Raw genomic sequence first — 25852 nt, forward strand, 5'->3', positions numbered from 1 at the left:
GGAGTATGAATCAAACTGGATTCGGGATCAATCGGGCGTTTCAAAATTGTGATTGCGCAGGGGAACGAAGTCGCATTTGCTAAGGCAAGCCATCGGATTTGAGAACACAATGCTTAAGAAATACGGCCGTACATTCCACCTGCCGCAATCCCCCGGAGCCACCAGCGATGACAAAATCATGCGCAGGTCGACGGGCTGGGCGCCGCAAATGAGGTTGTATTCACCGAGAAAATGGACGGTGAGAATACGACTATTCACAACCAGGGTTGCCATCCCCGCAGCCTCGATGCCCGGTATCATCCGTCGCGCGATTGGATGAAAGCTTTTGCGGCTGGTATCTCGCCTCAACTGGCCGGGGACGAGCGCATAATTGGCGAATATCTCTTTGCGCGCCACTCTATCGCGTATGGCGCGTTACCATCCTATTTTCTTGGTTTTGCGTGGATCAAGCAGGAGGAAGTTCAGGCCTGGGATGCGACCCTTTTGCGCTTTGTCGAGCTTGGGATCGCTCCCGTACCGGAATTGTATCGCGGTCCGTTTTCGGATCAGGTTGTCAGTACGGTTCTTTCCGAACTTGATCTTGATAGGCAAGAGGGTTTCGTGGTTCGTGATACGGCTGCATTTGCGGAACAGGATACGCCAACCCACCTAGGCAAATACGTGCGCGAAGATCATGTGCAAAGTGACACGCATTGGATGAATGCCAAACTGGTCAAAAACGAGCTAGCCTGACAAGCTGCAAGCCCGGCAAACAAAGGCGTTCGAAGGGGGCTGTCCCACCTTGACCAGCGCCCGTTTTCGAACCATATCCCGTCGCTATGACAGACCTCGCTCATATCCGCAATTTCTCCATCGTCGCGCATATCGACCATGGCAAATCCACCCTTGCTGACCGGCTCATCCAAGAGACCGGAACGGTCAAGGATCGCGACATGAAGGAACAGCTGCTCGACAGCATGGATATCGAGCGCGAGCGTGGCATCACCATCAAGGCCAACACGGTCCGCATCGACTATACCGCCGACAATGGCGAGGCATATGTGCTGAACCTGATCGACACGCCCGGCCACGTGGATTTCGCCTATGAGGTCAGCCGCTCGATGCGCGCGGTCGAGGGCTCGCTGCTGGTTGTGGACTCGACCCAAGGGGTCGAGGCGCAGACGCTGGCGAATGTGTACCAAGCCATCGACGCCGATCATGAGATCGTGCCGGTGCTGAACAAGATCGACCTGCCCGCGTCCGATTGTGACCGCGTGGCCGAACAGATCGAGGATGTAATCGGCATCGACGCAACAGACGCCATTCAGGTCAGCGCCAAGACGGGGCAGGGCATCCACGAGACGCTTGAGGCCATCGTGCAGCAACTGCCCGCGCCGCAGGGCAATCTGGACGCGCCGCTCAAGGCGATGCTGGTGGATTCTTGGTACGACGCCTATCTCGGCGTCATCGTTCTGGTCCGCATCATGGACGGCACGCTGAAAAAGGGGATGCGGGTCAAGTTCATGTCGAACGGGACACTCCATCATGTGGACCGCGTCGGCGTCTTCCGCCCCGAGATGGAGATGGTCGACAGCCTCGGCCCCGGTGAGATCGGCTTTCTAACCGCTTCGATCAAACAGGTCCGCGACACCCGCGTCGGGGATACCATCACCAATGACCGCAACGGGACTGAGGACGCGCTGGACGGCTTCAAACCCGCGCAGCCGGTGGTGTTCTGCGGCCTCTTCCCCGTCGACAGTTCCGAATTCGAAGACCTGCGCGATGCGATCGACAAGCTGGCGCTGAACGACGCTTCGTTCTCGTTCGAAATGGAGACCTCGGCCGCGCTGGGCTTTGGCTTCCGCTGCGGCTTCCTTGGGCTGTTGCACCTTGAGGTCATTCGCGACCGGATCGAACGTGAATACGATATCGAGCTCATCACCACCGCGCCGTCGGTGATCTATCACGTCTACATGAAAGACGGCGAGATGATCGAGCTGCACAACCCTGCCGACATGCCCGACCCCTCCAAGGTCGACCATATCGAGGAACCGCGCATCAAGGCGACCATTCTGGTGCCCGACGAATACCTCGGCGACGTGCTGAAACTGTGCCAGGACCGCCGTGGTATCCAGCTGGACCTGACTTATGCAGGTAGCCGCGCGATGGTCGTCTATGACCTGCCGCTGAACGAGGTCGTCTTTGACTTCTACGACCGTCTGAAATCGGTGACCAAGGGCTACGCATCCTTCGACTACCAGATGACCGGCTATACAGAGGACAATCTGGTCAAGATGTCGGTGTTGGTGAATGACGAGCCGGTCGATGCACTGTCAACCATGGTTCACCGCGACCGGGCCGAGATGCGGGGCCGGGCGATGTGCGAAAAGCTCAAAGACCTGATCCCACGCCACATGTTCAAAATCCCGATCCAGGCCGCCATCGGAGGCAAGGTCATCGCCCGCGAGACCCTCTCGGCCCTGCGCAAGGACGTGACCGCCAAGTGTTACGGAGGCGACGCCACCCGGAAACGCAAACTGCTGGACAAGCAGAAGGCGGGAAAGAAAAAAATGCGCCAATTCGGGAAGGTCGATATCCCGCAAGAGGCGTTTATTTCGGCGTTGAAGATGGACAGCTAAGGCTGTCCATTTCTTCCTCTTGGTTTGTCTAAGTTTACGCGGATTCTGGATCGGCGTCCGATTGTCCGAGGTCGGTGAGTTCAGTCCAGACCGCCTCAGGTATGTCCCAATCGGCCCACTCAAGCGTTTGGTTTACATGCTGGGGCCACGTCACCCCGCAAACTGTTGAAGCAATGTTTGCATCTCGAAGCGAGAATTGCAGCGCCAGCGCGCCCATTGGAATGTCGTATCGGGCACAGATATCTTCGACCGCGCGCACAGGCGCGAGCATTTCTTCTGTTGCTGGCCGGTAAACGTAAAAGTGGTGAACCGCGCTACCTCTTGCCAGAATTCCTCCCGCGTAGGGTGCTGCATTTAAGACGGTGACACCCTTGGAAACGGCTTGTTCGATTAGGGGCGAAGCATTCACGTTTACAAGTGTGTGCCGGTTATGCGTCATCACGACATCGAAGTCCCAGTCGCGCAACATAGGCGACAGGACGTCCAGCCGTCCGCCGGCCAAACCAACGGCAGTTGCAAGGCCTTCCTCTTTGATTTTGAACAATTCGTCCAGCGCACCTCCGCTGCGCGTGATCTCTGACATATCACCAGCGTATTCCGGGTCGTGCAGGTGAAGGATGTCGACGCTGTCTACGCCGAGTGCCATTAAGCTTTGCTCTAGCGATCGCCTAGCTTGGGTAGCGTCGAACACGCTCGTCTCCATGTCGCGGTCGATTTTCGTGGACAATACACAGCCTTCTGGCAAACCACCGAGTTCACGAATTACGCTCCCAATGCGGTCTTCACTCCGGCCCATGGCATAGCCGCGGGCGGTATCGATAAACCCGTCGGGGCGGGTAAGTATTGTACGCAAGGTTTCTCGCGCCCTATTCTCATCAACTTCGTAGCCATAAATTTGCGGAATGCTACCTATCCCTGTTGACCCAAAACCAATTCGAGGAATTCGCACCCCGGTTAGACCGATTTCGTGAAACGTCGTCATGGCTCCCCTCCCTGAAAATTCGAATCAGAATATATGAATATTCAGCGGGACCGTTATGCACTTCAAGCTTGAGGGCTGAGTAAAATCACTTGAAATCCAAACAGGATATCCGAATCTGTGATCCAGCTCACAGCCCAACTTTTTAAAACTTGTTAGTGTTGACCTAGCGGCAACTTCGGCAGGAGGCCCCTATGTCCATGGTCCCCATAATCGCCCTCGGATCGGCAGGTCTCTATTCCATTGCCATGATCTCGATGAAGTTCTGGTGGAAAATCCCCGGCCTCGGCCTTAGCCTGTTGATCGTGGCAACCCTGCTGGCCGCCGCAACGCTGGAGCTTGCCGCGCTGCGCGAGGAGCGGTTGGGCATCATCTATACCGGCATTCTGGGGGCCGAGGTTGTGCTGATCGCCATCGCCTCGTTCTTCCTGTTCGGTGAAAATTTCTCGATGCGCGAAGGAATCGGGATTGCTTTGGTTGTCGCCGGAACCGCCTTGGCGTGGGCCTGATTAACCGCAATCTAAACCCTTCATGAAGCTTCCTTCACAAATGTTGTAACGTGTCCGCCTCCTCCCAATCTGTTGAGCAGGCCAGCATCGGCCCGGACACAAACGGAGGAGAGACCATGACCAGATTTATGACTGCCGGAGCAGCCGCTTTGGCCACGAGCCTCAGCCTTGCCACCGCAGCCGCAGCCGATACGCCGGACCTGCGCGGGACGTGGACGGGCAGCTATACCGCCGTCGGGCCGAACCGGACCTCGACCGGGGACGCGCCTCGGTTCAACAACGCCGAGTGGGTTCTGGATATCCAAAAGCAGCAGGACAATGTGTTTTGGGGGCCCAGTAAGTGGCGTCCGAATGCGGCTCAGACCTGGCGGGTGATGGACGCGACTGGCACCATCAGTCTGGATGACCCGACCCGGATCAGCATCGTCGAAAGCTCGGCCAACCCCGAGATCGGTGTGAATGCGCTTATTGATGCCCGGTATGAGGACGGCAAAATTTACGCGGATTTCCGTAGCCTGCGTCGTGGAACGACCTACAGCACCGTTCTGGAACGGCAGGTGAACTGAAGCGACCCTGACTCGGACGGGCTGTAGGGGGTACCGGCTGCTAAGGTATGCCGCGGCGTAGTAGGTAATTCCGGCCGGGTCAGGGCGCTTCTCAGGACTACCCGTCTCCGCAGGGAGGAGGCGGTTCGGGCGGCGGCGCGCCCCACATGCAACAGGCTTTTGCTCCTTTCCGCCAGATACGCAGCGTCTCTTGGCGGCAGGGGATTGGGCCCGCGACCTTCAGCGCGGTGTTGCAGTGGTTCGATGCTGTCGCCCGAGCTCTCTGGTTTTTCAGGTCGAATTGCGCGGTTTGATTCGGATTGGCAACGTGATTCTGCCTCTGCACCTTCAGGAAACCCATTTGCGGGTGCAGAAACGGGTGCGAAGGAGGCCATTTTTCACAAACGGGAGTTTTCCGTACTCAACAGCCCCTCGCGGCTGGGTTTCCAGACTTGTCCACAAATTCATCCCTGCGGATATCAACACTTTATCCACGGCTAATTTTCATGCTGCGGTGCTATTTTCTTGCCGGACTGCGGATCGGATGTAACAGTTTCGTTATCGCCAAGGCCTTTAGGGGTCACGGCGGGACGCAAAGGCCAAAGGGGCTACGCGGATGATGGGGAACTTTCGGGTTTTTCTGTGATCGCAGCGGGTTACCGGCTGGTTTCAAGGTGGTCCGGGCATCATGGCCGGACCGTTTCGAAACCTTATCAGATGGTTGATGCGGGCTGTGACGCGCTTTCACGAGCGTGGCACGGTGGTCGCGGTTCCTGCGGGGGCCGAGACAACTGGAACGGTGCGTCCCTCGGGTGTGCCGAACCGGCAAGGCGTCAGGAGTGTTCCGCAAGGGCACATGCAAAGACCGCGTCTGCGCACCTGACGCCTTTTCCTTTTCCCAGGCTATTGGGCAATCAGGCTGCCACTTACCTTTCGCCAAATGCGAGAAGGGGTTCTTGTGTGACCACAAGAACCCCAACGTCGTGTCAGATATGCAATGCCGCGTCTATGCACCTGTGGATCTATTATAGCCACGATATGCTGGATCATTCAACAATATATTGAGGGCGGCAAAGTTCTTGCCCCAAAATGGAGGGGATCAGATGTTTTCCTGAACGTCGCTTGCCGTGTTGGTAATTGCGTCCCCAGCTTTCTCGATATCCCGACCAACGCCTTTTGCAGTTTCGCAGGCGGTCAGGGCCAGCAGGGTCAGTCCAATCAGAGCGGTGCGGATCATCTGTGTCTCCATAGGTGTTTGCTATGCCGTGCCTAGCAGTTTTTCAAAAGCGAAACCAGCGTTTTGCAGCGGAATCAGTCCTTGCGGATGAAAGGGCCAAAAAGCGCGGTCAGCAGGAAGATTATAGCGGCGGCACAGACGATGCTGGGACCCGCCGGTGTGTCGGCCAGATAGGCACCGCCGAGCCCACCCAAAGCGGCGAGGGACCCGATCACGGCGGCGAAAACAGCCATGCTTTCCGGGGTTTTGACCAGCGACCGCGCCCCGGCTGCCGGAATGACCAACAGTGCGGCGATCAGCAGGATGCCAACCACTTTGATTGCGACTGCAACGGCCAGCGCCATGGCGAGGGTCAGCCAAAGCTCCTCGCGTTTGGGGTCGATGCCTGATGCATAGGCCAGATCGGGGTTCAGCGTGGCGACCAGCAAAGCAGACCACCTGAGTGTCATCACTGTCAGGATCAGCGCTCCTCCGATCCAGATGGTGGCAAGGTCCCCTTTGGTCACGGCCAGAATGTCGCCAAACAGAAAAGCGTTCAGGTCAAGACGTACATCTGACAACAGCGCCACCGTCACCAGACCTGCCGCCAGCGCGGTATGTGCGATGACGCCCAGCAAAGTGTCCATGGCAAAACCTTTGCCGCGCAACAACGTTACGGCCAAACCCATGGTAAGGGCCGAGGCCAGGATCGCGGGCAGAAGCGGAAGCGAGAAAGCTAGCGACAGCGCGACCCCAAGGACCGACGCATGGGCCGTGGCTTCTCCCATATAAGCCATTCGGCGCCAAACGACGAAACAACCCAAAGGGGCCGCGGCAATCGCCACGCCAACACCAGCCAGCGCTGCGCGCACCATGAAGTCATCCAGCATCAATGTGCCTCATCATGCGAGTGATCATGGTCATGCGAATGGCTGTGCTGATGCTGGTAGAGCGCCATGGTCCCCTTGGTGCCACTGCCGAACAGCGCACGGTATTCAGGCGCATCAGCAACCGTTCGCGGCGACCCTTCACAGCAGATATGTCCGTTCAGGCACAGAACCCGGTCCGAAGCCGCCATGACCACGTGCAGATCGTGACTGACCATGACGACTGCGCAGCCGATATCGCGGCGCACCTGCTCGATCCTTTGGTAAAAGGCCGCGGCGCCCGGTTGATCCAACCCTTGCGTGGCCTCATCCAGCAGAAGCACTTGGGGTTTCTCCAAAAGGGCGCGGGCCAGAAGGACACGCTGGAACTGCCCGCCGGACAGTTTGGTCATTTGCCGGTTTCTGAGATCCGGTACACCAGCCAATTCAAGGGCCTGAACGGCCTCTTGTGCCGAGACCCGTCGGGGTAGGCCGAGGAAACGCTGAACGGTCATCGGCAGGGCCGCATCCAAAGCCAATTTCTGAGGGACATATCCAATGCGCAGGTTTGGCGCACGGTGGACTGTTCCTTCTGCTGGCGGGATCGCACCGATCATGGCGCGCAACAAGGTTGACTTGCCCGATCCGTTCGGGCCGACAATCGTCACGATCTCAGCCTCGGACACCGATGCGTTGACGTTTTCCAGAATTGTGCGCCCATCCACCCGGATCGTCAGGTCTTTTAGAGTGATCAGAGGGGTCGTCACGCCTGTGTTCCAATACATTCCGGGCACAGGCCCTCTGCCTCGACTACGACGCGTTCGATTTGAAAGCCGGATGTGTTTGCGGCAACGCCCAGACGGCCCTGCGTTAGTTCGGTTTCGGTTTCGGCGACCGCTTTGCAAGACCGACAAATCAGAAAGGCGGGTACGTGTTCATGGGTGGGGTGCGCGCATGCTGCATAGGCATTGAGCTGCTCAATGCGGTGGACAAAGCCGTGTTGCACCAGAAAATCAAGTGCCCGATAGGCCACGGGGGGTTGTGACCCCATGCCTTCTGCGGCCAGCACGGCCAGGATGTCATAAGCCCCCATAGCCTTGTGTTTTTCCAGCAAAATCTCAAGAACACGCCGTCGAACTGGCGTAAATTGCAAACGTTTTGCTTTGCATTTCGCCTCGGCTTGGGCGAGGGCGGTATGTACGCAATGGGCGTGATCGTGCTGTCTGAAACCGACGGTGCTCATCCGGTGCTCCGAATTATTTTTGGCTTGATATGTTATAACGTCGGGCATATCAAGCGACCTAGAAATGTAATAACATATCATTCGAGGGTAATTATGCGACGGTCAGTTCTTTGTGCTGTGGGCTCTGTGTTGGCAAGTCAGGCGGTCGCCGAACCGCCCAAAGTGGCGGCGGATATTGCGCCTGTTCATTCGTTGGTCGCGCAGGTCATGACCGGTGTTGGAGAGCCCGCGTTGATCATCCCGGCCGGATCTTCGCCGCATGACCACGCCATGCGCCCATCCGAAGCGCGGGCGCTGCAATCTGCCGATGTCGTGTTCTGGGTCGGCGAAGAGCTAACGCCATGGATGGAGAAGCCGCTGGATGCACTGTCTGGCGATGCGCGCCTCGTCACTTTGTTGGATGCGGAAGGTACGGTGCTGTATGAATTCCGCGACGTGGTTGCAGATGACCATCACGATCATGACGAACATGAAGACCACGATGGTCACGATTCGCATGATGAACACGAAGAACATGACGATCACGCCGGGCATGACGATCACAAAGATCATGAAGAACATGCGGGACATGACGATCATGACGGTCATGACAAAGATGATGAGCACGCGGCGCACGAGGATCATGATGATCACGCCAGCCACGACGATGATCATGACGACCACGCAGACCACGATGACCATGGTCATGATCATGACGGCGTCGACCCGCATGCCTGGCTCGACCCTGCAAACGGGCGTGTTTGGGTCCATGTCATTGCTGAGACGCTGGCCGCGTCAGACCCGGAGAACGCCGCCATTTACAGGGAAAATGCAGAGCGCGCCAATGCGGAGCTGCTTGAGTTGGAAGCCCAGATCGCTACAAAAATCGCTGGGATGCAGGATCACCGGTTTATTACGTTCCACGACGCCTATCAGTATTTCGAAAACCGCTTTGGACTGCAAACATCTGGCTCCGTAAGTCTCGGCGACGCGTCCAACCCTGGGCCTGCGCGACTGGCCGCGCTGCAAGAGAAGGTAGCAGAGGATTCAATCCAATGTGCCTTCGCCGAACCTCAATACGACACGCGCCTTGTCGAGACAGCGATCGAAGGTTCTGGGGCCGGAGTTTATGAATTGGACCCGCTTGGCGTCGACGTCACCCCCGGAACCGATCATTACTCGGCGATGCTATTGGGGATGGCACAGGGTTACGTGAATTGTGCCAGCGGGTCCTGAGCCGCGCTTAGGCTGCTTCTTCGGTGCAAAACAGCTCGTAAACAAGTTCCAGCATCCGGCGGGGGCGATCATCTGCCAAACGGTAGAAGATCGCCTTGCCCTCGCGTCGGGGCGCGACCAGCCCCTCAAGACGCAGGCGAGACAGTTGTTGGGACACTGCGGCTTGTCGCGCCGACAAAAGTTCTTCCAGTTCGGTGACCGATTTTTCGCCAGAGACCAAATGGCACAAGATCATCAGCCGCCCTTCGTGGCTAATGGCTTTCAGGAAGTTCGACGCGTCCGTTGCGTTCCCCGCGATCTGTTCGAGGTTCTGAGGTGACATATCCTGTGAAATCTGGGGCAGTGCCATTTATATTTTCCTTGAGGGCCCGGTCGACGGGCGAGTGTTTTCGATTTTCAATGATCTCCGCTGTGCGGAGGCCGTCTGCCTGTATTTTGACCAATTGCCCCCATATGCATGAATCAAAATGACGTGATGGGATAATGCTTGCACATTATTGTGAGGCTCTGTGTGCAAGATGCGTGTTTTTCGAGTCCGAACGGTCTCATTTGCACAAGAAGATACAGAAGTCTTTGGCCCCCCTTGCAGCCCCTCAGTGGCAGCACTAAGACTCGGGTAACGTTTCTTCGGGTATTGTCCCGATCCATAGCAAAGCAGGCAGGTTCCGTATGTTCGATCCCGTTGATACCTATATGAATACGCTCGTCCCCATGGTGGTCGAACAGACAAGCCGTGGTGAACGCGCCTATGATATTTTCTCGCGCCTTCTGAAAGAGCGGATCATTTTCATCAACGGCCCGATCCATGACGGGATGAGCCATTTGATCGTGGCCCAGTTGCTGCATCTTGAGGCCGAGAACCCGAACAAGGAAATCTCGATCTACATTAATTCGCCCGGCGGCGTTGTGACCAGCGGTTTGTCGATCTACGACACAATGCAGTATATCAAGCCGAAATGTTCGACATTGGTGATCGGTCAGGCGGCCTCGATGGGGTCGGTTCTGCTGGCCGGGGGCGAGAAGGGGATGCGCTTTTCGCTGCCCAACAGCCGGATCATGGTGCACCAGCCCAGCGGTGGTTATCAGGGTCAGGCCAGCGATATCATGATCCACGCGGCCGAGACGCAAAAGCTGAAGGATCGTCTGTATGACATTTACGTGCGCCATACAGGACAGACAAAAAAGGCGGTTGAAAAGGCGCTGGACCGTGACAATTTCATGAGCCCGGAAGAAGCAAAAGAATGGGGCCATATCGACGAAATCGTCGAAAATCGTGCAAAAATGGACGGGGACGACGCGTAGGAATCTGTGCCCGTGTTGACCACGTTGGGTACATTTTTGAGATTGTAGCCGCCCCGGTGGTGGCCTAAGCTGCACCAACAAGCGGCAAACGCGGCCCCGGGCGGGGCCGCAGAGACGAAGCCCGAAAGGTATAACATGGCGACGAATTCAGGCGGCGACGGCAAAAATACGCTCTATTGCAGCTTTTGCGGCAAGAGCCAGCATGAGGTGCGCAAGCTGATTGCCGGACCCACAGTATTCATCTGTGACGAATGCGTCGAACTGTGCATGGACATCATCCGCGAAGAGACCAAGGCCAGTGGCCTGAAGTCCAGCGACGGGGTGCCGACGCCCAAGGATATCTGCGAGGTTCTAGACGATTACGTGATCGGTCAGGCCACCGCCAAGCGCGTTCTGTCGGTTGCGGTTCACAATCACTACAAACGTCTAAACCATGCTCAGAAAACGGGCAGCGATATTGAGCTGGCGAAGTCCAACATTCTGCTGATCGGCCCGACCGGCTGCGGCAAGACGCTGCTGGCCCAGACGCTGGCGCGTATTCTGGATGTGCCCTTCACCATGGCGGATGCGACGACCCTGACCGAAGCCGGGTATGTGGGCGAGGATGTCGAGAACATCATTCTGAAACTGCTGCAAGCGTCGGAATACAATGTCGAGCGTGCGCAACGCGGCATCGTCTATATTGACGAAGTCGACAAGATCACGCGCAAGTCCGAAAACCCCTCGATCACCCGCGACGTATCGGGTGAGGGCGTGCAGCAAGCGCTTCTGAAACTGATGGAAGGCACAGTGGCCAGCGTTCCGCCGCAGGGCGGACGCAAGCATCCGCAGCAGGAATTCCTGCAGGTGGACACCACGAATATCCTGTTCATCTGCGGTGGCGCATTTGCGGGTCTGGACAAGATCATCGCGCAGCGCGGCAAAGGTTCGGCCATGGGCTTTGGTGCTGATGTGCGTGACAATGATGACCGGGGCGTGGGCGAGATCTTCAAAGATCTTGAGCCCGAAGATCTGTTGAAATTCGGCTTGATCCCGGAATTCGTTGGCCGTCTGCCGGTTCTGGCAACGCTTGAGGATCTGGACGAGGATGCTCTGGTTACGATCCTGACCAAGCCCAAGAACGCGCTGGTCAAGCAATACCAGCGTCTGTTCGAGCTGGAAGATGCCGAGCTGGCCTTTACCGATGACGCACTTAAGGCGATTGCCAAGAAGGCGATCGAACGGAAAACCGGGGCACGTGGTCTGCGCTCGATCCTGGAAGATATCCTGCTGGATACGATGTTCGAACTTCCAGGTCTTAAAAACGTGACCGAAGTTGTGGTCAACGAAGAGGCCGTGACCTCAGAGTCGCAACCGCTCATCATCTATGCGGATGCAGCGGAATCTGCGTCAGCCGGGTAAACCGCTTAATTTCAAACACATACGGCGCGGTTTTCCGCGCCGTTTTCTTGTGAGGCGCAGGAATGATCAAACGTATTTCGTCCGGTGGTGAGTTTGAAGCCAAACTCGGATATTGCCGGGCTGTTGTTGCAGGTGGCTGGGTCCATGTTGCGGGCACAGTCGGGCAAGGCAATGACGTGGTCGAGCAGTGCCGTTCGGCGTTGACGATCATTGAAAAGGCGCTGGCTGAGGCCGGAGCTGGGTTTGCTGACGTGGTCCGCGTGACGTACATGTTGCCTGACAAGGCCGAGTTCGAACCCTGCTGGCCAATCCTGAGCGAGACATTCGGCGCGAACCCACCGGCGGCAACGATGATCGAATGTGGGTTGATTGACCCGAAATACCGGATTGAAATCGAAGTGACCGCATATCTGCCGGAATGACAGGTGTGATCCTTGTGAGACTGGACCTTGGCGCGCCTTTGGTCCATATCTGCGGAAACAGAATTGCCGGAGGCAGCCCATGGGTATCCTGAACAATCTCTTGCGAGCCGTGACTTGGTGGAACGGGGCGACCTTGAACACGCAGATCTATACTGCACGCAAGGGTGAGAAGGTTGGCGAAGATGACCAGGGTAACGTCTTTTATCGCAACGCCGATGACAGCAAGCGCTGGGTGATCTTCAATGGTGAGGCCGAAGCCAGCCGCATTGATCCTGACTGGCACGGTTGGCTGCACCGCACGTGGGATGAACCACCGACCGACAAGCCGCTGGCGCATAAATCATGGGAAAAACCGCATCAGGAAAACCTGACGGGCTCGGCGCTGGCATATGCACCGGCTGGGTCGCTGCGCCGCCCGGACCCGATTGAACGTTCCGATTACGAGGCCTGGAGCCCCGAATAAACGAGGCAATTTATGTCGAGCTATAACGTAACCGAAGTCCTAGTTGGCGGCGCTGTTTTAGCCTGTGCCGTTGCGTTTGGCATCTATGCCAGTCAATCCACCGGCCTGTCGCAGGGCGGTACAGGGTACGAACTGGGGGCCTCGTTCCGGTCGCTGGAGGGCGTGGGCGTAGGGACAGATGTGCGCCTTGCCGGGGTTAAAATCGGAACTGTGACGGGGGTAACCCTAAATTCCGATACCTACCGCGCAGATACAACCTTTTCGATATCGGACGGCATTCTGGTGCCTGATGACAGCGCGATCGTGATTTCCTCCGAAGGGCTGCTGGGCGGCAACTTCGTTGAGGTAATGCCTGGTGGTTCGCCCTTTTATTTTGAGCCGGGTGACGAAGTTACCGACACGCAGGGCGCGGTCAGCCTGATCTCTTTGCTGGTCAAATTCGTTGCCGGGGACGGCAGCTGATGCGACGCGCAGCCCTTGTCGCGGCATTGTTGACCGCAACGGGCGTTTCGGCCCAGCAAAAGGTCCAATCCGGGCCGGGCGCGATGTTGCGCGGGTTGGACAAAGTCAGCGGCCAGACCGTGGATATCCAGATGCAAAATGGTCAGACCGAGGCAATCTTTGGTTTGGATGTTGCCTTGGGCGACTGCCGATATCCGGCCGAGAACCCGACCGGTGACGCTTTTGCCTATCTGACGATTTGGGAAAATGGTAAGACAGATCAACTGTTTGACGGTTGGATGATTGCAACGGCTCCGGCGTTGAACGCCCTGGATCACGCGCGCTATGACGTCTGGGTCATCCGTTGTATCACGCCTTCGGCGGATTGATCCAAAGCCGCGACAAAGTCAGCCTCAAGTTTGATTGCCTCTTCCAGTTCCTGCCGGTATTGCACGCGCGGTATCTCAATCGCGCCCAGAGAGGCCAAGTGCGCTGTCAAAAACTGCGTGTCGAATAGCTGGAATCCGGTTCTTCGCAGCCGGTCAATCAGATAGGCCAACGCGATTTTCGACGCATCCGTACGGCGGGAAAACATGCTCTCACCAAAGAAAGCTGCGCCAAGGGTCACGCCATAGACGCCGCCAACCAACGCGGATTCGTCCCACACCTCCAGTGAATGCGCATGGCCCGAGCGGTGAAGCTGTTGGTAGAGCCGGTGCAATTCGCTATTGATCCACGTATCTGCGCGGTCGGCACAGCCATCGACCACCGAAGCGAAGTCTTGATTGATGCTGATCGAGAATCCGCATTTGCGCATCCGCCGCGCCAGACTGCGAGAAATGTGAAACCCGTCCAGCGGAAACACGCCGCGAATCTTGGGATCGACCCAGAACAACTCCGGGTCGTCGCGGTGCTCGGCCATCGGAAAAATGCCGACGGAATAGCCATGTAGTAAAAGTTCCGGCGAGAGGCTCATGCAGGACGTCCCGCGGTCGAAAGGCCAAGGCCCTTCGACCGGGTTGTGTTAATCGGCCATGTTCTCCGCAAGCCAGTGCTCCAGCCAGTGGATGTTGTAGTCACCGCTGTGAAGATCAGGCTCTTGCAGCAAGGCGTGGAACAGAGGCACGGTGGTGTCGATCCCGTCCACGATCAGCTCGCCCAAGGCACGTTCCAGACGCGCTAGCGCCTCGGCCCGGTCGCGGCCCTGTACGATCAGCTTGGCAATCAACGAGTCGTAGTAGGGCGGGATCGAATAGCCGTCATAGAGCGCCGAATCCATCCGTACGCCCAGACCACCCGGCGCGTGATACGCTGTGATCTTGCCGGGGCAGGGCGAGAAGTTGGGCAGCTTTTCCGCGTTGATCCGAACTTCGATGGCGTGGCCATTGATCTCCAGATCGTCTTGACCAAACGACATGTCTTCGCCGGCCGCCACGCGGATTTGCTCGCGCACCAGATCGACGCCGAAAATGCCCTCGGTCACCGGGTGTTCCACCTGCAGGCGGGTGTTCATTTCGATGAAATAGAACTCGCCGTTTTCGTACAGGAACTCGATTGTACCAGCGCCGATATAGTTGATCTTGGCCACCGCGTCCGCGCAGACCTTGCCGATCTTGGCGCGTTCCTCGGGGGTGATGCATGGCCCGGGGGCCTCTTCAAACACTTTCTGGTGGCGGCGCTGCAGGGAACAATCGCGTTCGCCCAGATGGACGGCATTGCCCTTGCCATCACCAAAGACCTGAATCTCGATATGGCGGGGCGTGGTAAGGTATTTCTCGATATAGACCTCGTCATTGCCAAAGGCAGCCTTGCCTTCGGCACGCGCGGTCATGAAGGCGCTTTCCATCTCATCCGCGTTCATCGCGACTTTCATGCCGCGTCCGCCGCCACCGGCGGTGGCTTTGATGATGACGGGATAGCCGAATTCTTCGCCGATACGTTTGGCGTCTTCCAGCGTGGGGACGCCGCCGTCGGAACCCGGAACGCAAGGCACGCCCAGTTCTTTCATCGTGTCCTTGGCGGTGATCTTGTCACCCATGACGCGGATATGTTCGGCGGTCGGGCCGATGAAAGTTATGCCATGATCTTCTACGATCTGCACGAACTCGGCATTCTCGGAAAGGAAGCCATAGCCGGGATGGATCGCCTGCGCGCCGGTGATCTCGCAGGCTGAGATGATAGCGGGCACGGACAGATAGCTTTGCGGGCTGGGCGGAGGGCCGATGCAAACCGACTCGTCCGCCATGCGCACATGCATCGCGTCGCTGTCGGCTGTCGAATGCACGGCGACCGTCTTAATCCCCATCTCGCGCGCGGCGCGGATGACGCGCAGGGCGATCTCGCCTCGATTGGCAATCAGGATTTTGTCGAACATGGGCCCGCCTTACTCAACGATGACCAGAGGCGTGCCGAATTCCACAGCGTCGCCGTCGCCCACCAAAATACGCTTGATGGTGCCGGATTTCGGCGCATGGATGTGGTTCATGGTTTTCATCGCTTCCACGATTAGCAGCGTGTCGCCCTCGGACACCGACGCACCGACCGAGATAAAGGCAGGCGCGCCCGGTTCGGGCTGCATGTAAACGGTGCCCACCATAGGCGAGGTTACGGCACCGGGGTGGCTAGCGGGGTCTTCGGCTGCCGCAGGGGCTTCGGCCGGAGCAGCAGCAGGTGCGGCTGCTGGGGCAGCAGCGGGGGCTGCTGCCGGGACGGCAACCTGAACAGGAGCGGCTGCGGCTTGGTTCATGCGGCTGACGCGCACGTTCAGGCTGTCTTCTTCGCCATATTCGCGTTTGACCTGCAACTCGGTCAGGTCGTTTTCGCGTAGCAATTCGGCAAGAGCCTTGATGAATGCCACATCCGCTTCGTGTTTAGTGTCTGTCATGAGTGTCCTCGACGGTTCCCCTTGGCCCGTCTGTGAGTTGCGGGCTTTGATCTGATTACGCAGCGTTATAATCTATGCGTCCAGCCATGAAAAGCGCGTCTCGGCCTGTCTGAACCGGGTTTGGTTAAGTTTTCGGTAGGGAAATAAACCTAGAGCGGCATTCCAGAAAGTTTCGCTACCAATTCCGGTAGTTTTCGCGCTCCGAATTTCTCCAGCAGCCGGGCACGGTAGGCCTCGATGGTGCGGTAACTCAGGCCCAGTTCCACGCCGATTTCCTTGGCCGACAGGCCACGGCAGGACAGGATCGCGACCTCGCGCTCGCGCGTGGTCAACTCGACCAAGGGGCGTTCTTCCGAGATGTCGGAAAAACTCCAGATTCCATGCCGGAATGGGTCGTCCGGCGTTAGGGACCGACCGCGTGCACGGCACCAGAACAGGTCGCCATTGCGCCGCCGCATGACCCGTTCGTCCGTGTAATATCCTGTGTCACGCATCACTTGAAGGCTGCGCGCGCCAATCCGTTCCCAATCCGCGACCGAGGGGTAAAGGTGCAGCAGAGGCATATTGCGGTACTCGAATTCTTCCCCGCCAAAGGTGCGGGCGAATTGCAAGTTGCACCGTCGGATGATCCGGTTCTCCAGCTCGACAAGGCCGATTGGGGCATATTCGAAGGCGGGGTCGCTCATCCCGCTATGGTGCCGGGATTTTAGTGGGATGAGAAGGGGGAAGGCCGGGAATATGTTCCTGGCTTGACCTGTGATTTTGTTAAGGTTGTAAAGATGGTGGGAAAATTTGACTATAAGTAATAGAAATATATCAAGAGTTCCGAAAATTCCACGGACAATGACAGGGAAAGTGCAGCTATGAGGGACGCGCTGACAGGAAGTCGAATCCGCGAAAGGCGTCAGATCGCTGGTCTACGTCAGGCCGAACTGGCGCGCCGTGTGGGTATTTCGGCTTCTTACCTGAACCTGATCGAACATAATCGCCGCCGGATCGGGGGGAAATTGCTGGTCGATATTGCGGCGGCTCTGTCGGTTGAGCCTTCGGTCTTGACGCAGGGGATCGAAGCCACCCTAATCTCGGCCCTGCGTGAGGCTGCAGTAGACGCAGTTGGTCAGCAGACTGAGGTTGATGCGCTTGAGGAATTTGCTGGGCGGTTTCCCGGTTGGGCGGGGGTTCTGGCGCAGATGCACCGCCGGGTGGTTTCGCTGGAACGCACCGTTGAAACCCTGTCCGACCGTCTGACCCATGACCCGCATTTGGCGGCGTCGATGCACGAGGTGCTGTCGACCGCCGCCGCGATTCGGTCCACAGCCGCCATTCTGGCTGAAACACATGAGATTGAGCCTGAATGGCAGGATCGATTCCACCGCAACCTTCACCAGGATGCGGAGAGGTTGGCAGATAGCTCCAAATCGCTGGTGGCTTACCTGGACGACACCGAAACCACCGATGATCGGAGCGGGGTGCCGCTGGAAGATGTTGAGGCGTTCTTTGAACGTCACGACCATCATTTCCCCGAGATCGAGGCTGGTGCGGACCCTGCAGACTTGGACCTGAGCGGTTTTGATTCGACGGCGGCCCGGACTGTGACCCGCGGGTTTCTGGACGTCTATGCAACCGATGCACGTGCTATGCCTTTGGACGCGGTGAAAGCGGTGCTGGACGGTGCAGAGCCAGACCCGCTGAAACTGGCTGCTCAATTCAACGTGGATATCGCGACCGTCCTGCGGCGACTTGCGGCTTTGCCCGAAGGCGTGCTGCGGCGACCGACAGGGCTGGTTATTTGCGATGCATCCGGCAGCATCCTGTTCACCAAATCCGTTCCGGGCTTCGCAATGCCCCGATTTGGCGAGGCCTGCCCCCTTTGGCCCCTGTTTCAGGCGCTGAATCGCCCTCTGGTTCCGATCCGTCGCCGGATCGTGCAGCTTGGTCGCTCGGCTGCCGAGTTCGATTGCTTTGCCTACGCGTGGCCGCAAGGGGTCGCAGGCTACGATGATGCGCCTGTTTACCATTCGGTCATGTTGGTCCGGTCGGTTGAAGAGGGTCAGCCCAGTGATCAGGCCGTCGCACGTGTAGGTCCCAGTTGCCGGGTGTGCCCCAACGATGATTGCGCGTCGCGCCGCGAACCATCGATTCTGAGCGAAGGTTTTTGACAGTTTCCCGACAGACGGCGTAAGCTGGCGCTGACGGTTTGTGGATGGATGATCCGTCTCGGGGAGGAATACGACAAATGAGCCGCAAGGTTCTGTTGATTGAGGATGAGCCCAACATTGCCGAGGCCATTCGGTTCCTGTTGACGCGTGAGGGTTGGCAGGTCGAAACGCACTCGGAAGGGACGGACGCTATCGAGGTGATCCAGGGCGCACAGCCTGATCTGGTGATTCTTGATGTCATGTTGCCGGGCAAAAGTGGCATGGACATTCTGCGTGACCTGCGCGAACTGGACGATATGCGCAGCTTGCCGGTTTTGATGCTGACCGCACGCGGGCAATCGCGCGACCGCGAGATGGCTGAAAATGCTGGGGTCAGCCGCTTTATGACTAAGCCGTTTTCCAATGCCGAGGTGCTGACAGCCGTACGCGACTTGCACGCTCAGGCCACGCAATCATGAGCAACGGCGGGGATCGACAGCCTCCGGGCGTTCGGCCTTCGCTATTTCTGGAACGCCAGAGTTACCGCCGCCGCCGGCTGATGGACGCCGCGCGACTGCTTCCGATTCTGGGGGCCGCGCTGATCGCCATTCCGTTGCTTTGGCCGGAATCCGAAGGCGACAACGGTGTGCCCCTGTCCTCGGCCATGTTCTACATTTTCATTTGCTGGGGCCTGCTGATCGGGGTCAGCTTGATCTTTGGCTTCGCAGCTAGGCGCAGCGCTAGCCGAGATGACGCCGAATCGGATGCGGACAAATGGCAACGCTGAACGTTCTAATCCTTGTTTGTCTGGGCTATGTCGTGCTGTTGTTTGGCGTCGCTTTTGCGGCGGACCGGTTGGCGGCGGCAGGCAAGGGTGCGTGGTTGCGCTCACCTCTGATCTATACGCTGTCTCTGTCAATCTATTGTACTGCCTGGACTTTTTACGGCGCTGTAGGCAATGCTGCCCGCTCGGGGCTGGAATTCGTTACGATCTATCTTGGCCCCACGCTGGTGATGATCAGCTGGTGGTGGGGTTTACGCAAACTGGTGCGGGTGGGGCGCAGTCAGCGGGTGACGTCAATCGCCGACCTGATCTCGTCCCGGTATGGCAAGTCGAACACGCTGGCAATCGGCGTGACCATACTGGCTGTGCTAGGCGGCACGCCTTATATCGCGCTGCAACTGCAATCCATCACACTGTCCTTTTCGATCTTTGCCGAGGCCGACCCCACAGGGCTTTACCGCGAAGGATCAAGCGTGTTTTGGGTTGCGGCAGGGCTGGCTGTTTTCGCCATTTTGTTTGGAACGCGAAATCTGGACGCCAACGAGCGCCACCACGGCGTGGTCACTGCAATTGCGGTTGAATCCGTCGTCAAACTTTTTGCGCTTCTGGCGGTGGGCATCTTTGTTGTCTGGGGCATTGCCGGCGGTGTCGCGCCAATGATGGACCGTATTGATGCCTCGGAGATAGGTCAGTGGAACGTCGATGCCGGTCGCTGGACAACCTTTGTCTTTCTGTCCGCCGCGGCCTTTGTTTGTCTGCCCCGCATGTTTCAGGTCATGGTCGTTGAGAACGCAGATGAAGCGCATCTGAGGACTGCCGCCTGGGCCTTTCCGCTGTATCTTCTGTTGATGAGCCTGTTCGTGGTGCCGATCGCCGTGGTCGGGCTTGACCTGTTGCCCGACGGCTCGAACCCCGATCTGTTTGTGCTGACGGTGCCGCTGTCGCAGGGCAATGAATGGCTGGCCATGCTGTCATTTATCGGAGGATTTTCGTCGGCCACATCCATGGTGATCGTCACCGCCATGGCGCTGTCGACTATGGTGTCGAACCATTTGGTCATGCCCATTTGGCTTAGCACGCAGGAAGGGGGCGGACCTGTCTCGGGCGATGTGCGCAACGTTGTTTTGATGGCGCGACGCGTGTCTATCGCGGTGATCATGGCGTTTGGGTACTATTATTACCGATTGTCAGGAGGAGGAGCGGCGCTTGCGTCAATCGGGTTGGTGGCTTTTGCCGGAATTTCGCAAATCTTACCCGCTTTGGTCGGCGGGTTGTTCTGGAGAGGGGCCACGCGGACGGGCGCGCTTGTGGGGCTGACGACCGGGTTTCTGCTTTGGATATATACGTTGTTGCTGCCCGGAATGGGCGGTGTCCTGATGACCGACAGCGTCTTGCAGCACGGACCTTTCGGGCTGGGCTGGTTACGCCCGCAGGCGCTGTTCGGGATCGAGGGCATGGATCCAATGGTCCACGCGGTGATGTGGTCGCTGTCGTTGAACACGGTGGCGTTCTGCGTGGCTTCGCTGCTGAGCTTTCCCAGCCCGCTGGAACGGTTGCAGGGCGCGCAATTCGTCAATGTATTTGACCATTCCGTTGCCCCACGTGGCTGGAGTGGATCGGTCGCACAAAGCGAAGACCTGATGATCATGACCCAGCGGATTCTGGGGGCCGGTCCTGCGCAGGAATTCTTTCAGGCCGAAGCCCAGCAACAGGGTGGCCGCACGCGCCTACCCGAGCCGACACCTGCCTTTCTGGAGCGGCTGGAACGGGAACTTAGCGGTTCGGTCGGGGCGGCGACGGCCCACGCGATGATCGGTCAGATCGTGGGAGGCTCGTCGGTTTCGGTCGAAGACCTGCTGGCGGTGGCCGACGAATCGGCGCAATTGTTGGAATATTCCAGCCAGCTTGAGGTGAAGTCAGCCGAACTCAGCCGCACTGCACGGCAACTGCGCGAGGCCAATACCAAGCTGACCCAAATCTCAGAGCAGAAAGACAGTTTCCTCAGCCAGGTCAGCCATGAATTGCGCACCCCCATGACCTCGATCCGGGCGTTTTCCGAGATCATGCGCGACACGGACGGGCTGAGCGTTCAGGAACAGACGCGCTATGCCGCCATCATCCATGACGAGGCGCTGCGCCTGACGCGGCTGCTGGACGATTTGTTGGACCTCAGCGTTCTGGAAAGCGGTCGGGTCAGTTTGAACATGGGTGGCGATACGCTGCGGTCCGTGCTGGATCGGGCTGTTTCCAGCGCTTTGGCCGGAGGAAGCCATACTTTGACCGTTCGGCGTTCAATCGCGTCTGAACGCCTGCCGCTCCATACCGATCTTGATCGTCTGGGGCAGGTCTTCATCAATCTGATCACGAACGCCCAGAAGTATTGCGACGCGGATGAGCCGGTTCTGACGATTTCCGCCCATGATGTAGGGGGACAAGTCGTGGTCGATTTCACCGATAACGGCAGCGGCATTCCTCCCGAGGCGCAGTCGATGGTGTTCGAGAAATTCGCTCGGATCGGCGGTGACAAAGCCGGCGGGGCGGGATTGGGTCTGGCGATCTGCCGGGAAATCATGCAGCGCCTTGGCGGAGAGATTACCTACTTGCCCGGTCAAGGCGGCGCAGCGTTCCGCGTTCGCGTGCCGTTGGCCTATCGGCAGGCCGCGCAATAGCTTTTTTGTAAAGACATTGGTAACCGCCGCTGGGTTAGACCAGAGAAGATGAAGTAATTTGGCGGTTTAGGCTATGGCACAACCGGTCAACGCGGTGTTGGCGCGCAAACTCTCGGTCGGGCAAGAAGGGCAGGGGGATGGCCCTCGTTCTGCCCTGCGCGCTTTTCGGCTGGGGTTTGCCCGCGCCGCGGGGGATCGGTTGAACTTACCTCTTTCAGTCATCGGGGCGAAGCAGTCAGCAAGATCTCCGGATGTACTGGGCGATTTTGCAGGCGACGATTGGTTGTTGTTGCGCTTCTCAGATCCCGATGGGGTCGCGGCAGCGGTATGTATGGATATCGGGGTGGTATCGGCCATCCTTCAGGTGCAAACGATCGGAGAGGTCATGCCTGACCCTCCTTCCGGTCGTTCGTTCACAGACACGGATGCCGCCATGGTCGCGCCAATGGTCGAAGAGGCACTGCGTCGCGCCGATGCTTTAGCCGATCCCACTGGCGGCCAGCCTGGCCTAACCGGTTATGAATTCAAAGCCCGTCTTGCTGATATGCGATCGTTGTCCCTGGCCATGGTTGAGGACGCATATTTGACCTTTGATCTGACGGTCGAATTGAGTGGCGGGTTGCGTCAGGGCCATATTGCACTGCTTTTGCCCGAGCGGGCGGGCACGGATGCTGAAATTGTGCCCGAAGACCCCTCGGGGCCGAGCCTGGAGCAGGCAACCGGGGTTGTGCGGGCCGAATTGAACACGGTGATTTGCCGAATGACCCTGCCGCTGGCTGCATTGTCGGGGCTCTCGGCGGGCGATGTATTGCCGCTTACCGGCTCCCGGTTGGATCGGGCCGAGGTTCTGACCATAGATCGCACCCGTGCCGCGGTCGGACGATTGGGCCAATGTGGCGGGATGCGAGCAGTGCGGTTAAATGAATATGCGCCACTGCCAGCACTGGCCAATACCGAAGAGTTTCTGGAAGCCCGGTTGGCCACCGAGCAACCTCACCACACAGAAACAGCGAGGCAAGAAGGTCAGCCCTCGATAAAGGCGCCCGATCTGACAGCAGAGACACTGGAATTCAACGACTCTGATCAGATCGCCGCCGAAATTTCCAAACTCGCTGGTTTGGAAAACAACCCGGATGCATTTGGGTAAAGCGGTAGATCAGTCTGTCGAGCCGCGAATTTGGTCCAGCGTCGGGCGCAGGTTCTCCAGTGCGTAACCCGCCTTGGTTGTGGCCTCTAGAATGTCATCGGTGCTCATCCGGTCACATTGTCCCAAGGCCCAGACAACCGAGCATCGCGTGCCAGAGGCGCAATAGGCCAGAACCGGCCCGGTGCAGTTTTCGGCAAGGTCACGCTGACGGGTCACGTTTTCCGGCGTCATCGTCTGGTGGGTCAGTTCCAGAACCTCATATTCCAGCCCTGCCGCCCGAACAGCCTGACCGATTGCGTCAGACTGCATATCGACCGGCACCTCAGTATTCGGGCGGTTGCAGATAACCTTCACGAAACCTGCATCGACAATGGCTGGGACATCCTCGACCGTGATTTGCGGCGAGACGGCGTAGCGGGGGGTGATGGGGCGAATCTCCATCCTGTTTGATTAGGCCGCGTTGGCCGCCCTGTCCAGTTTCGACCCCACCGCAGGGGCCGCATACATCCCCGCAATCATCGCAAGAAGGAACACAATCCCGCCAACTCCCCCATATGAGATCGACGCAATGGCCGGTCCAGGGCACAGGCCCGACAGCCCCCAACCCATCCCGAACATAACCGAGCCGATGATCAGGTTGCGGTCAAGCTCGGGAGCGGATGGGGCCGGAAACGTCCCGCCAGTCAACGGGCGGCGGTGCTCGGCCAGTCGCCAGGCAAAGAACATGGGCACGATCGCGCCGCCCATCACAAAGGCCAGCGTCGGGTCCCAATTTCCGAAAATGTCCAACCAACCCTGAACTTTGGTGGTGTCGGTCATGCCCGACAAAAGCAGCCCCGCGCCGAAAAGGGACCCTGCAAGGAGGGAAATCACCATACGCATCAGATCAACCCCAGCAGGTGGCGCAGGAACACCAAGATTACGGCACCGGCGCCAATATAAATTACCGTCGCCACGATGCCGCGCAGCGAAAACCGGGAGATGCCGCAAACCCCATGCCCCGACGTGCAGCCATTGGCGATCCGAGTGCCGACCCCAACCAGCAGGCCCGCAATAATGACGACCGAGAGATTGCCTGTCAGATGTGTCGCGGGCGCGGGAGATAGAAGCAGGCTGAGAATCAGGGGCATTCCGACAAGTCCTGCGATAAAGGCCAATCGCTCCTTTGTACGGTCCGAGCCGTCGATCAGCCCGCCTAAAATACCGCTGGCCCCCATGATGCGACCGTTACCCAACAGGTAAATGGCAGCGCCCAACCCGATCATCAGGCCGCCGCCGAATCCCCAAATCCATTCCGTTTGCATTGTTTGCCCTTTCGACGGATCGTTACAGCTTGTTCAGTGGAACCTTCAGAAAAACATCGCCTTTTTCGTCCGCTGGTGGCATCTGGCCGGCCCGCATGTTGACTTGAAGGGAAGGAAGGATCAGACGCGGCATTCCCAGGGTCGCATCGCGCGCATCCCGCATCTCGACGAATTCTTCGATCGGGCGGCCCTGACCGATATGCACGTTCAGCGCCTTTTGTTCGCCCACGGTGGTTTCCCACGCGAACTCATCGCGGCCGGGGGCTTTGTAGTCGTGACCAACAAAGATCCGAGTCTCGTCGGGCAGGGAAAGGATCTTTTGAATCGAGTCATATAAGACCTCCGAGGACCCACCGGGAAAGTCACAGCGCGCGGTTCCGAAATCGGGCATGAACAGGGTATCGCCGACAAAAGCCGCATCGCCGATCACATAGGTCATGCAAGCCGGAGTGTGGCCGGGCGTATGCAGGACATCACCCCGCATCTGGCCGATGTGAAAACTGTCGCCTTGGCGGAACAGGGCGTCGAATTGGCTGCCATCGCGCTGAAACTCGGTCCCTTCGTTGAAGATTTTGCCGAAGGTTTCCTGAATGGTGACGATCTGGTCGCCGATGCCAATTTTCCCACCCAGTTCCTGCTGAAGGTAAGGCGCAGCCGACAGGTGGTCGGCATGGACATGACTTTCCAAAATCCATTCGACCTTCAGCCCGTTGGCGCGGACATGGCTGATGATCGCGTCGGCTGAACTGGTGCTCGTGCGACCCGAGGCATGGTCGAAATCCAGAACGCTGTCGATAATCGCGCAGGCTGTGCCTTCGGGTTCTTGCACCAGATAAGACACCGTGAATGTATCGGTGTCGAAAAATGCCTTGACCTTGGGTGTCATCTTGCCCTCCGCTTGTCTTTCTCTTTATATAGTAAGTCTGGAATATATCGCAATCAAGCTTGCGTGACTTGATGCCTGTCAAGGCAGATTAGCCGGAAATCGACTAGACTTTAACCGTTCCGCAATTCGCCGCCGATTTTGCCTTACGTAACGGCAAGTTTATGCGCGACCGCGGGCGTGGATCAGCTAGTCTTAAAACAGTTACCTATATGGGTGTAGTCAGACAGCATTTGGGAGGATGACGATGTCTACAAGCAATTTGTATTCCGAAGCCGCGCAACTGGAAGAAAAGTTGCAGGGTGCCTGTCTGGAAACTCGTCTGGCCTTGCAGCCTAGCGTTACAAAGGTAATCGATCGGATGCGCCAGCAGGGCGTTCACGTGCCATCGCGGCTGCGTCGCCTGGATGCGGCCCTTTGCGAAGATGCAATGGAAGCGCAGTTCGACAACTTGCCAGTATGACGTACAGGTTTAGCTGAACGAAATTCCCAGGATCACCAGCATCAGGCCCAGGACCGACAAAAACAGGGATGCCAGATTCCACGGCAGAACCCCCTGAACAACGGCGCGCAGTTCATCGTCAGACAGGCCCGATTTGCGGGCCTTCATCACGCGCAGGATACACCAGACCAGCCCCAGGAGACCGGCAAGCGACAGGGCGGCTCCGCCCCAGGTGATGAGTTCGAACATTTGGCCTCGCAATCTTTTGCTGATGCGCATTGCGCTTACCGGATCGCATTGTGGCGCACAAGCCCGGCCTGCGATTGACCGCTTGCGGCGCCGGCGGGTGCGATGTATCCGGCATATTGCCGCTGCCACCGC

At 58.0% G+C, this 25852-nt stretch carries 33 protein-coding genes; 17 read left to right on the forward strand and 16 right to left on the reverse strand.

Annotation, left to right across the window (positions count from 1 at the left end; translation table 11 throughout):
* Positions 1–27: 27 nt before the first annotated feature.
* The gene (locus tag GOV79_RS22380) at positions 28–273 is read right to left on the reverse strand and encodes a hypothetical protein (protein WP_237218043.1); all 246 of its coding nucleotides are present in this window, start codon (positions 271–273) and stop codon (positions 28–30) included.
* Here GOV79_RS22380 and GOV79_RS15530 point away from each other — a divergent pair.
* Both GOV79_RS15530 and lepA read left to right on the forward strand, forming a co-directional pair.
* A complete protein-coding gene (locus GOV79_RS15530) occupies positions 232–732 on the forward strand; it encodes an RNA ligase family protein (protein WP_237218037.1) in 501 nt (166 codons plus the stop codon). The genes GOV79_RS22380 and GOV79_RS15530 overlap by 42 nt on opposite strands.
* A gap of 86 nt (positions 733–818) precedes the next feature.
* Positions 819–2618, forward strand: a complete 1800-nt coding sequence (gene lepA, locus GOV79_RS15535; RefSeq protein ID WP_170355008.1) for a translation elongation factor 4 — start codon at positions 819–821, stop codon at positions 2616–2618.
* Positions 2619–2652: 34 nt separating this feature from the next.
* Here the strand turns inward: lepA and GOV79_RS15540 are convergent, their stop codons facing one another.
* Complete coding sequence (locus tag GOV79_RS15540; protein ID WP_170790436.1) at positions 2653–3600, reverse strand: aldo/keto reductase; 948 nt, start codon at positions 3598–3600, stop codon at positions 2653–2655.
* A 191-nt stretch (positions 3601–3791) separates the two neighbouring features.
* Between GOV79_RS15540 and GOV79_RS15545 the strand changes: the two genes are divergently transcribed.
* A complete protein-coding gene (locus GOV79_RS15545) occupies positions 3792–4106 on the forward strand; it encodes a hypothetical protein (protein ID WP_237218038.1) in 315 nt (104 codons plus the stop codon).
* A gap of 116 nt (positions 4107–4222) precedes the next feature.
* Positions 4223–4672, forward strand: coding sequence for a hypothetical protein (locus GOV79_RS15550; protein WP_237215606.1), 450 nt, complete (start codon positions 4223–4225; stop codon positions 4670–4672).
* A 1078-nt stretch (positions 4673–5750) separates the two neighbouring features.
* Here GOV79_RS15550 and GOV79_RS15555 read toward each other — a convergent pair.
* The 4 genes from GOV79_RS15555 to GOV79_RS15570 all read right to left on the reverse strand — a co-directional run bounded on the left by GOV79_RS15555 (position 5751) and on the right by GOV79_RS15570 (position 7976).
* Positions 5751–5888, reverse strand: coding sequence for an entericidin A/B family lipoprotein (locus tag GOV79_RS15555; protein WP_170770051.1), 138 nt, complete (start codon positions 5886–5888; stop codon positions 5751–5753).
* A 74-nt stretch (positions 5889–5962) separates the two neighbouring features.
* On the reverse strand, positions 5963–6757 hold the full coding sequence (locus tag GOV79_RS15560; protein WP_170790437.1) for a metal ABC transporter permease: 795 nt from the start codon (positions 6755–6757) through the stop codon (positions 5963–5965).
* Positions 6757–7518: a metal ABC transporter ATP-binding protein gene (locus GOV79_RS15565; protein WP_170790438.1), complete on the reverse strand. Its 762-nt coding sequence runs from the start codon at positions 7516–7518 to the stop codon at positions 6757–6759. The genes GOV79_RS15560 and GOV79_RS15565 overlap by 1 nt, the downstream gene beginning before the upstream one ends.
* On the reverse strand, positions 7497–7976 hold the full coding sequence (locus GOV79_RS15570) for a Fur family transcriptional regulator (protein WP_170790439.1): 480 nt from the start codon (positions 7974–7976) through the stop codon (positions 7497–7499). The genes GOV79_RS15565 and GOV79_RS15570 overlap by 22 nt, the downstream gene beginning before the upstream one ends.
* A gap of 93 nt (positions 7977–8069) precedes the next feature.
* On the opposite strand from GOV79_RS15570, the gene GOV79_RS15575 reads away from it, so the two are divergent.
* On the forward strand, positions 8070–9191 hold the full coding sequence (locus GOV79_RS15575; RefSeq protein WP_170790440.1) for a zinc ABC transporter substrate-binding protein: 1122 nt from the start codon (positions 8070–8072) through the stop codon (positions 9189–9191).
* A 7-nt stretch (positions 9192–9198) separates the two neighbouring features.
* Here the strand turns inward: GOV79_RS15575 and GOV79_RS15580 are convergent, their stop codons facing one another.
* Positions 9199–9540, reverse strand: coding sequence for an ArsR/SmtB family transcription factor (locus tag GOV79_RS15580; protein ID WP_170790441.1), 342 nt, complete (start codon positions 9538–9540; stop codon positions 9199–9201).
* A 320-nt stretch (positions 9541–9860) separates the two neighbouring features.
* On the opposite strand from GOV79_RS15580, the gene GOV79_RS15585 reads away from it, so the two are divergent.
* From GOV79_RS15585 to GOV79_RS15610, 6 genes are all read left to right on the forward strand, one after another.
* Positions 9861–10493 (forward strand): ATP-dependent Clp protease proteolytic subunit, encoded by a 633-nt coding sequence (locus GOV79_RS15585; RefSeq protein WP_170770057.1) that lies wholly within the window; start codon positions 9861–9863, stop codon positions 10491–10493.
* Positions 10494–10628: 135 nt separating this feature from the next.
* Complete coding sequence (gene clpX / locus GOV79_RS15590; RefSeq protein WP_170790442.1) at positions 10629–11894, forward strand: ATP-dependent Clp protease ATP-binding subunit ClpX; 1266 nt, start codon at positions 10629–10631, stop codon at positions 11892–11894.
* 62 nt (positions 11895–11956) lie between these two features.
* On the forward strand, positions 11957–12316 hold the full coding sequence (locus GOV79_RS15595; RefSeq protein WP_170790443.1) for a RidA family protein: 360 nt from the start codon (positions 11957–11959) through the stop codon (positions 12314–12316).
* A gap of 79 nt (positions 12317–12395) precedes the next feature.
* On the forward strand, positions 12396–12779 hold the full coding sequence (locus GOV79_RS15600) for an NADH:ubiquinone oxidoreductase subunit NDUFA12 (protein ID WP_170770060.1): 384 nt from the start codon (positions 12396–12398) through the stop codon (positions 12777–12779).
* A gap of 12 nt (positions 12780–12791) precedes the next feature.
* Complete coding sequence (mlaD, locus tag GOV79_RS15605) at positions 12792–13241, forward strand: outer membrane lipid asymmetry maintenance protein MlaD (RefSeq protein WP_170770061.1); 450 nt, start codon at positions 12792–12794, stop codon at positions 13239–13241.
* Positions 13241–13609, forward strand: a complete 369-nt coding sequence (locus tag GOV79_RS15610; RefSeq protein ID WP_170770062.1) for a DUF2155 domain-containing protein — start codon at positions 13241–13243, stop codon at positions 13607–13609. The genes mlaD and GOV79_RS15610 overlap by 1 nt, the downstream gene beginning before the upstream one ends.
* Here GOV79_RS15610 and aat read toward each other — a convergent pair.
* From aat to GOV79_RS15630, 4 genes are all read right to left on the reverse strand, one after another.
* Positions 13564–14196 carry a leucyl/phenylalanyl-tRNA--protein transferase gene (gene aat / locus GOV79_RS15615; RefSeq protein ID WP_170790444.1) on the reverse strand — a complete coding sequence of 211 codons (633 nt, stop codon included), beginning with the start codon at positions 14194–14196 and terminating at the stop codon, positions 13564–13566. The genes GOV79_RS15610 and aat overlap by 46 nt on opposite strands.
* A gap of 48 nt (positions 14197–14244) precedes the next feature.
* Positions 14245–15594 carry an acetyl-CoA carboxylase biotin carboxylase subunit gene (accC, locus tag GOV79_RS15620; RefSeq protein WP_170782801.1) on the reverse strand — a complete coding sequence of 450 codons (1350 nt, stop codon included), beginning with the start codon at positions 15592–15594 and terminating at the stop codon, positions 14245–14247.
* 9 nt (positions 15595–15603) lie between these two features.
* Positions 15604–16104, reverse strand: coding sequence for an acetyl-CoA carboxylase biotin carboxyl carrier protein (accB, locus tag GOV79_RS15625; protein ID WP_170770065.1), 501 nt, complete (start codon positions 16102–16104; stop codon positions 15604–15606).
* A 149-nt stretch (positions 16105–16253) separates the two neighbouring features.
* Positions 16254–16790 (reverse strand): LuxR C-terminal-related transcriptional regulator, encoded by a 537-nt coding sequence (locus tag GOV79_RS15630; protein ID WP_170770066.1) that lies wholly within the window; start codon positions 16788–16790, stop codon positions 16254–16256.
* 177 nt (positions 16791–16967) lie between these two features.
* Here GOV79_RS15630 and GOV79_RS15635 point away from each other — a divergent pair, with 177 nt between their 5' ends.
* From GOV79_RS15635 to GOV79_RS15655, 5 genes are all read left to right on the forward strand, one after another.
* Positions 16968–18263 (forward strand): helix-turn-helix domain-containing protein, encoded by a 1296-nt coding sequence (locus GOV79_RS15635; protein ID WP_170790445.1) that lies wholly within the window; start codon positions 16968–16970, stop codon positions 18261–18263.
* A gap of 77 nt (positions 18264–18340) precedes the next feature.
* The gene (locus tag GOV79_RS15640) at positions 18341–18721 is read left to right on the forward strand and encodes a response regulator transcription factor (protein ID WP_170770068.1); all 381 of its coding nucleotides are present in this window, start codon (positions 18341–18343) and stop codon (positions 18719–18721) included.
* Positions 18718–19029, forward strand: coding sequence for a hypothetical protein (locus GOV79_RS15645; RefSeq protein ID WP_170790446.1), 312 nt, complete (start codon positions 18718–18720; stop codon positions 19027–19029). The genes GOV79_RS15640 and GOV79_RS15645 overlap by 4 nt, the downstream gene beginning before the upstream one ends.
* Positions 19017–21695, forward strand: a complete 2679-nt coding sequence (locus GOV79_RS15650) for an ATP-binding protein (protein ID WP_170790447.1) — start codon at positions 19017–19019, stop codon at positions 21693–21695. Before GOV79_RS15645 ends, GOV79_RS15650 begins: the two co-directional genes overlap by 13 nt.
* Positions 21696–21768: 73 nt before the next feature.
* Positions 21769–22842, forward strand: a complete 1074-nt coding sequence (locus GOV79_RS15655) for a FliM/FliN family flagellar motor C-terminal domain-containing protein (RefSeq protein ID WP_170770071.1) — start codon at positions 21769–21771, stop codon at positions 22840–22842.
* Positions 22843–22851: 9 nt separating this feature from the next.
* Here the strand turns inward: GOV79_RS15655 and GOV79_RS15660 are convergent, their stop codons facing one another.
* From GOV79_RS15660 to GOV79_RS15675, 4 genes are read right to left on the reverse strand one after another with little or no spacing between them, the layout of a single operon-like run.
* On the reverse strand, positions 22852–23283 hold the full coding sequence (locus GOV79_RS15660; RefSeq protein WP_170790448.1) for a protein tyrosine phosphatase family protein: 432 nt from the start codon (positions 23281–23283) through the stop codon (positions 22852–22854).
* 9 nt (positions 23284–23292) lie between these two features.
* Entirely contained in the window at positions 23293–23724 is a 432-nt protein-coding gene (locus tag GOV79_RS15665; protein ID WP_170770073.1) for a DUF6691 family protein, read from the reverse strand.
* Positions 23724–24146 carry a YeeE/YedE family protein gene (locus GOV79_RS15670; protein ID WP_170790449.1) on the reverse strand — a complete coding sequence of 141 codons (423 nt, stop codon included), beginning with the start codon at positions 24144–24146 and terminating at the stop codon, positions 23724–23726. The genes GOV79_RS15665 and GOV79_RS15670 overlap by 1 nt, the downstream gene beginning before the upstream one ends.
* 22 nt (positions 24147–24168) lie before the next feature.
* The gene (locus GOV79_RS15675; protein ID WP_170790450.1) at positions 24169–25032 is read right to left on the reverse strand and encodes an MBL fold metallo-hydrolase; all 864 of its coding nucleotides are present in this window, start codon (positions 25030–25032) and stop codon (positions 24169–24171) included.
* A gap of 244 nt (positions 25033–25276) precedes the next feature.
* Here GOV79_RS15675 and GOV79_RS15680 point away from each other — a divergent pair, with 244 nt between their 5' ends.
* Complete coding sequence (locus tag GOV79_RS15680; RefSeq protein ID WP_170770076.1) at positions 25277–25492, forward strand: hypothetical protein; 216 nt, start codon at positions 25277–25279, stop codon at positions 25490–25492.
* Positions 25493–25501: 9 nt separating this feature from the next.
* Here GOV79_RS15680 and GOV79_RS15685 read toward each other — a convergent pair whose 3' ends face one another.
* A complete protein-coding gene (locus tag GOV79_RS15685) occupies positions 25502–25720 on the reverse strand; it encodes a hypothetical protein (RefSeq protein WP_170770077.1) in 219 nt (72 codons plus the stop codon).
* Positions 25721–25852 lie beyond the last annotated feature (132 nt).

Source organism: Ruegeria lacuscaerulensis, assembly GCF_013034745.1.
Lineage (GTDB): Bacteria > Pseudomonadota > Alphaproteobacteria > Rhodobacterales > Rhodobacteraceae > Ruegeria > Ruegeria lacuscaerulensis_B.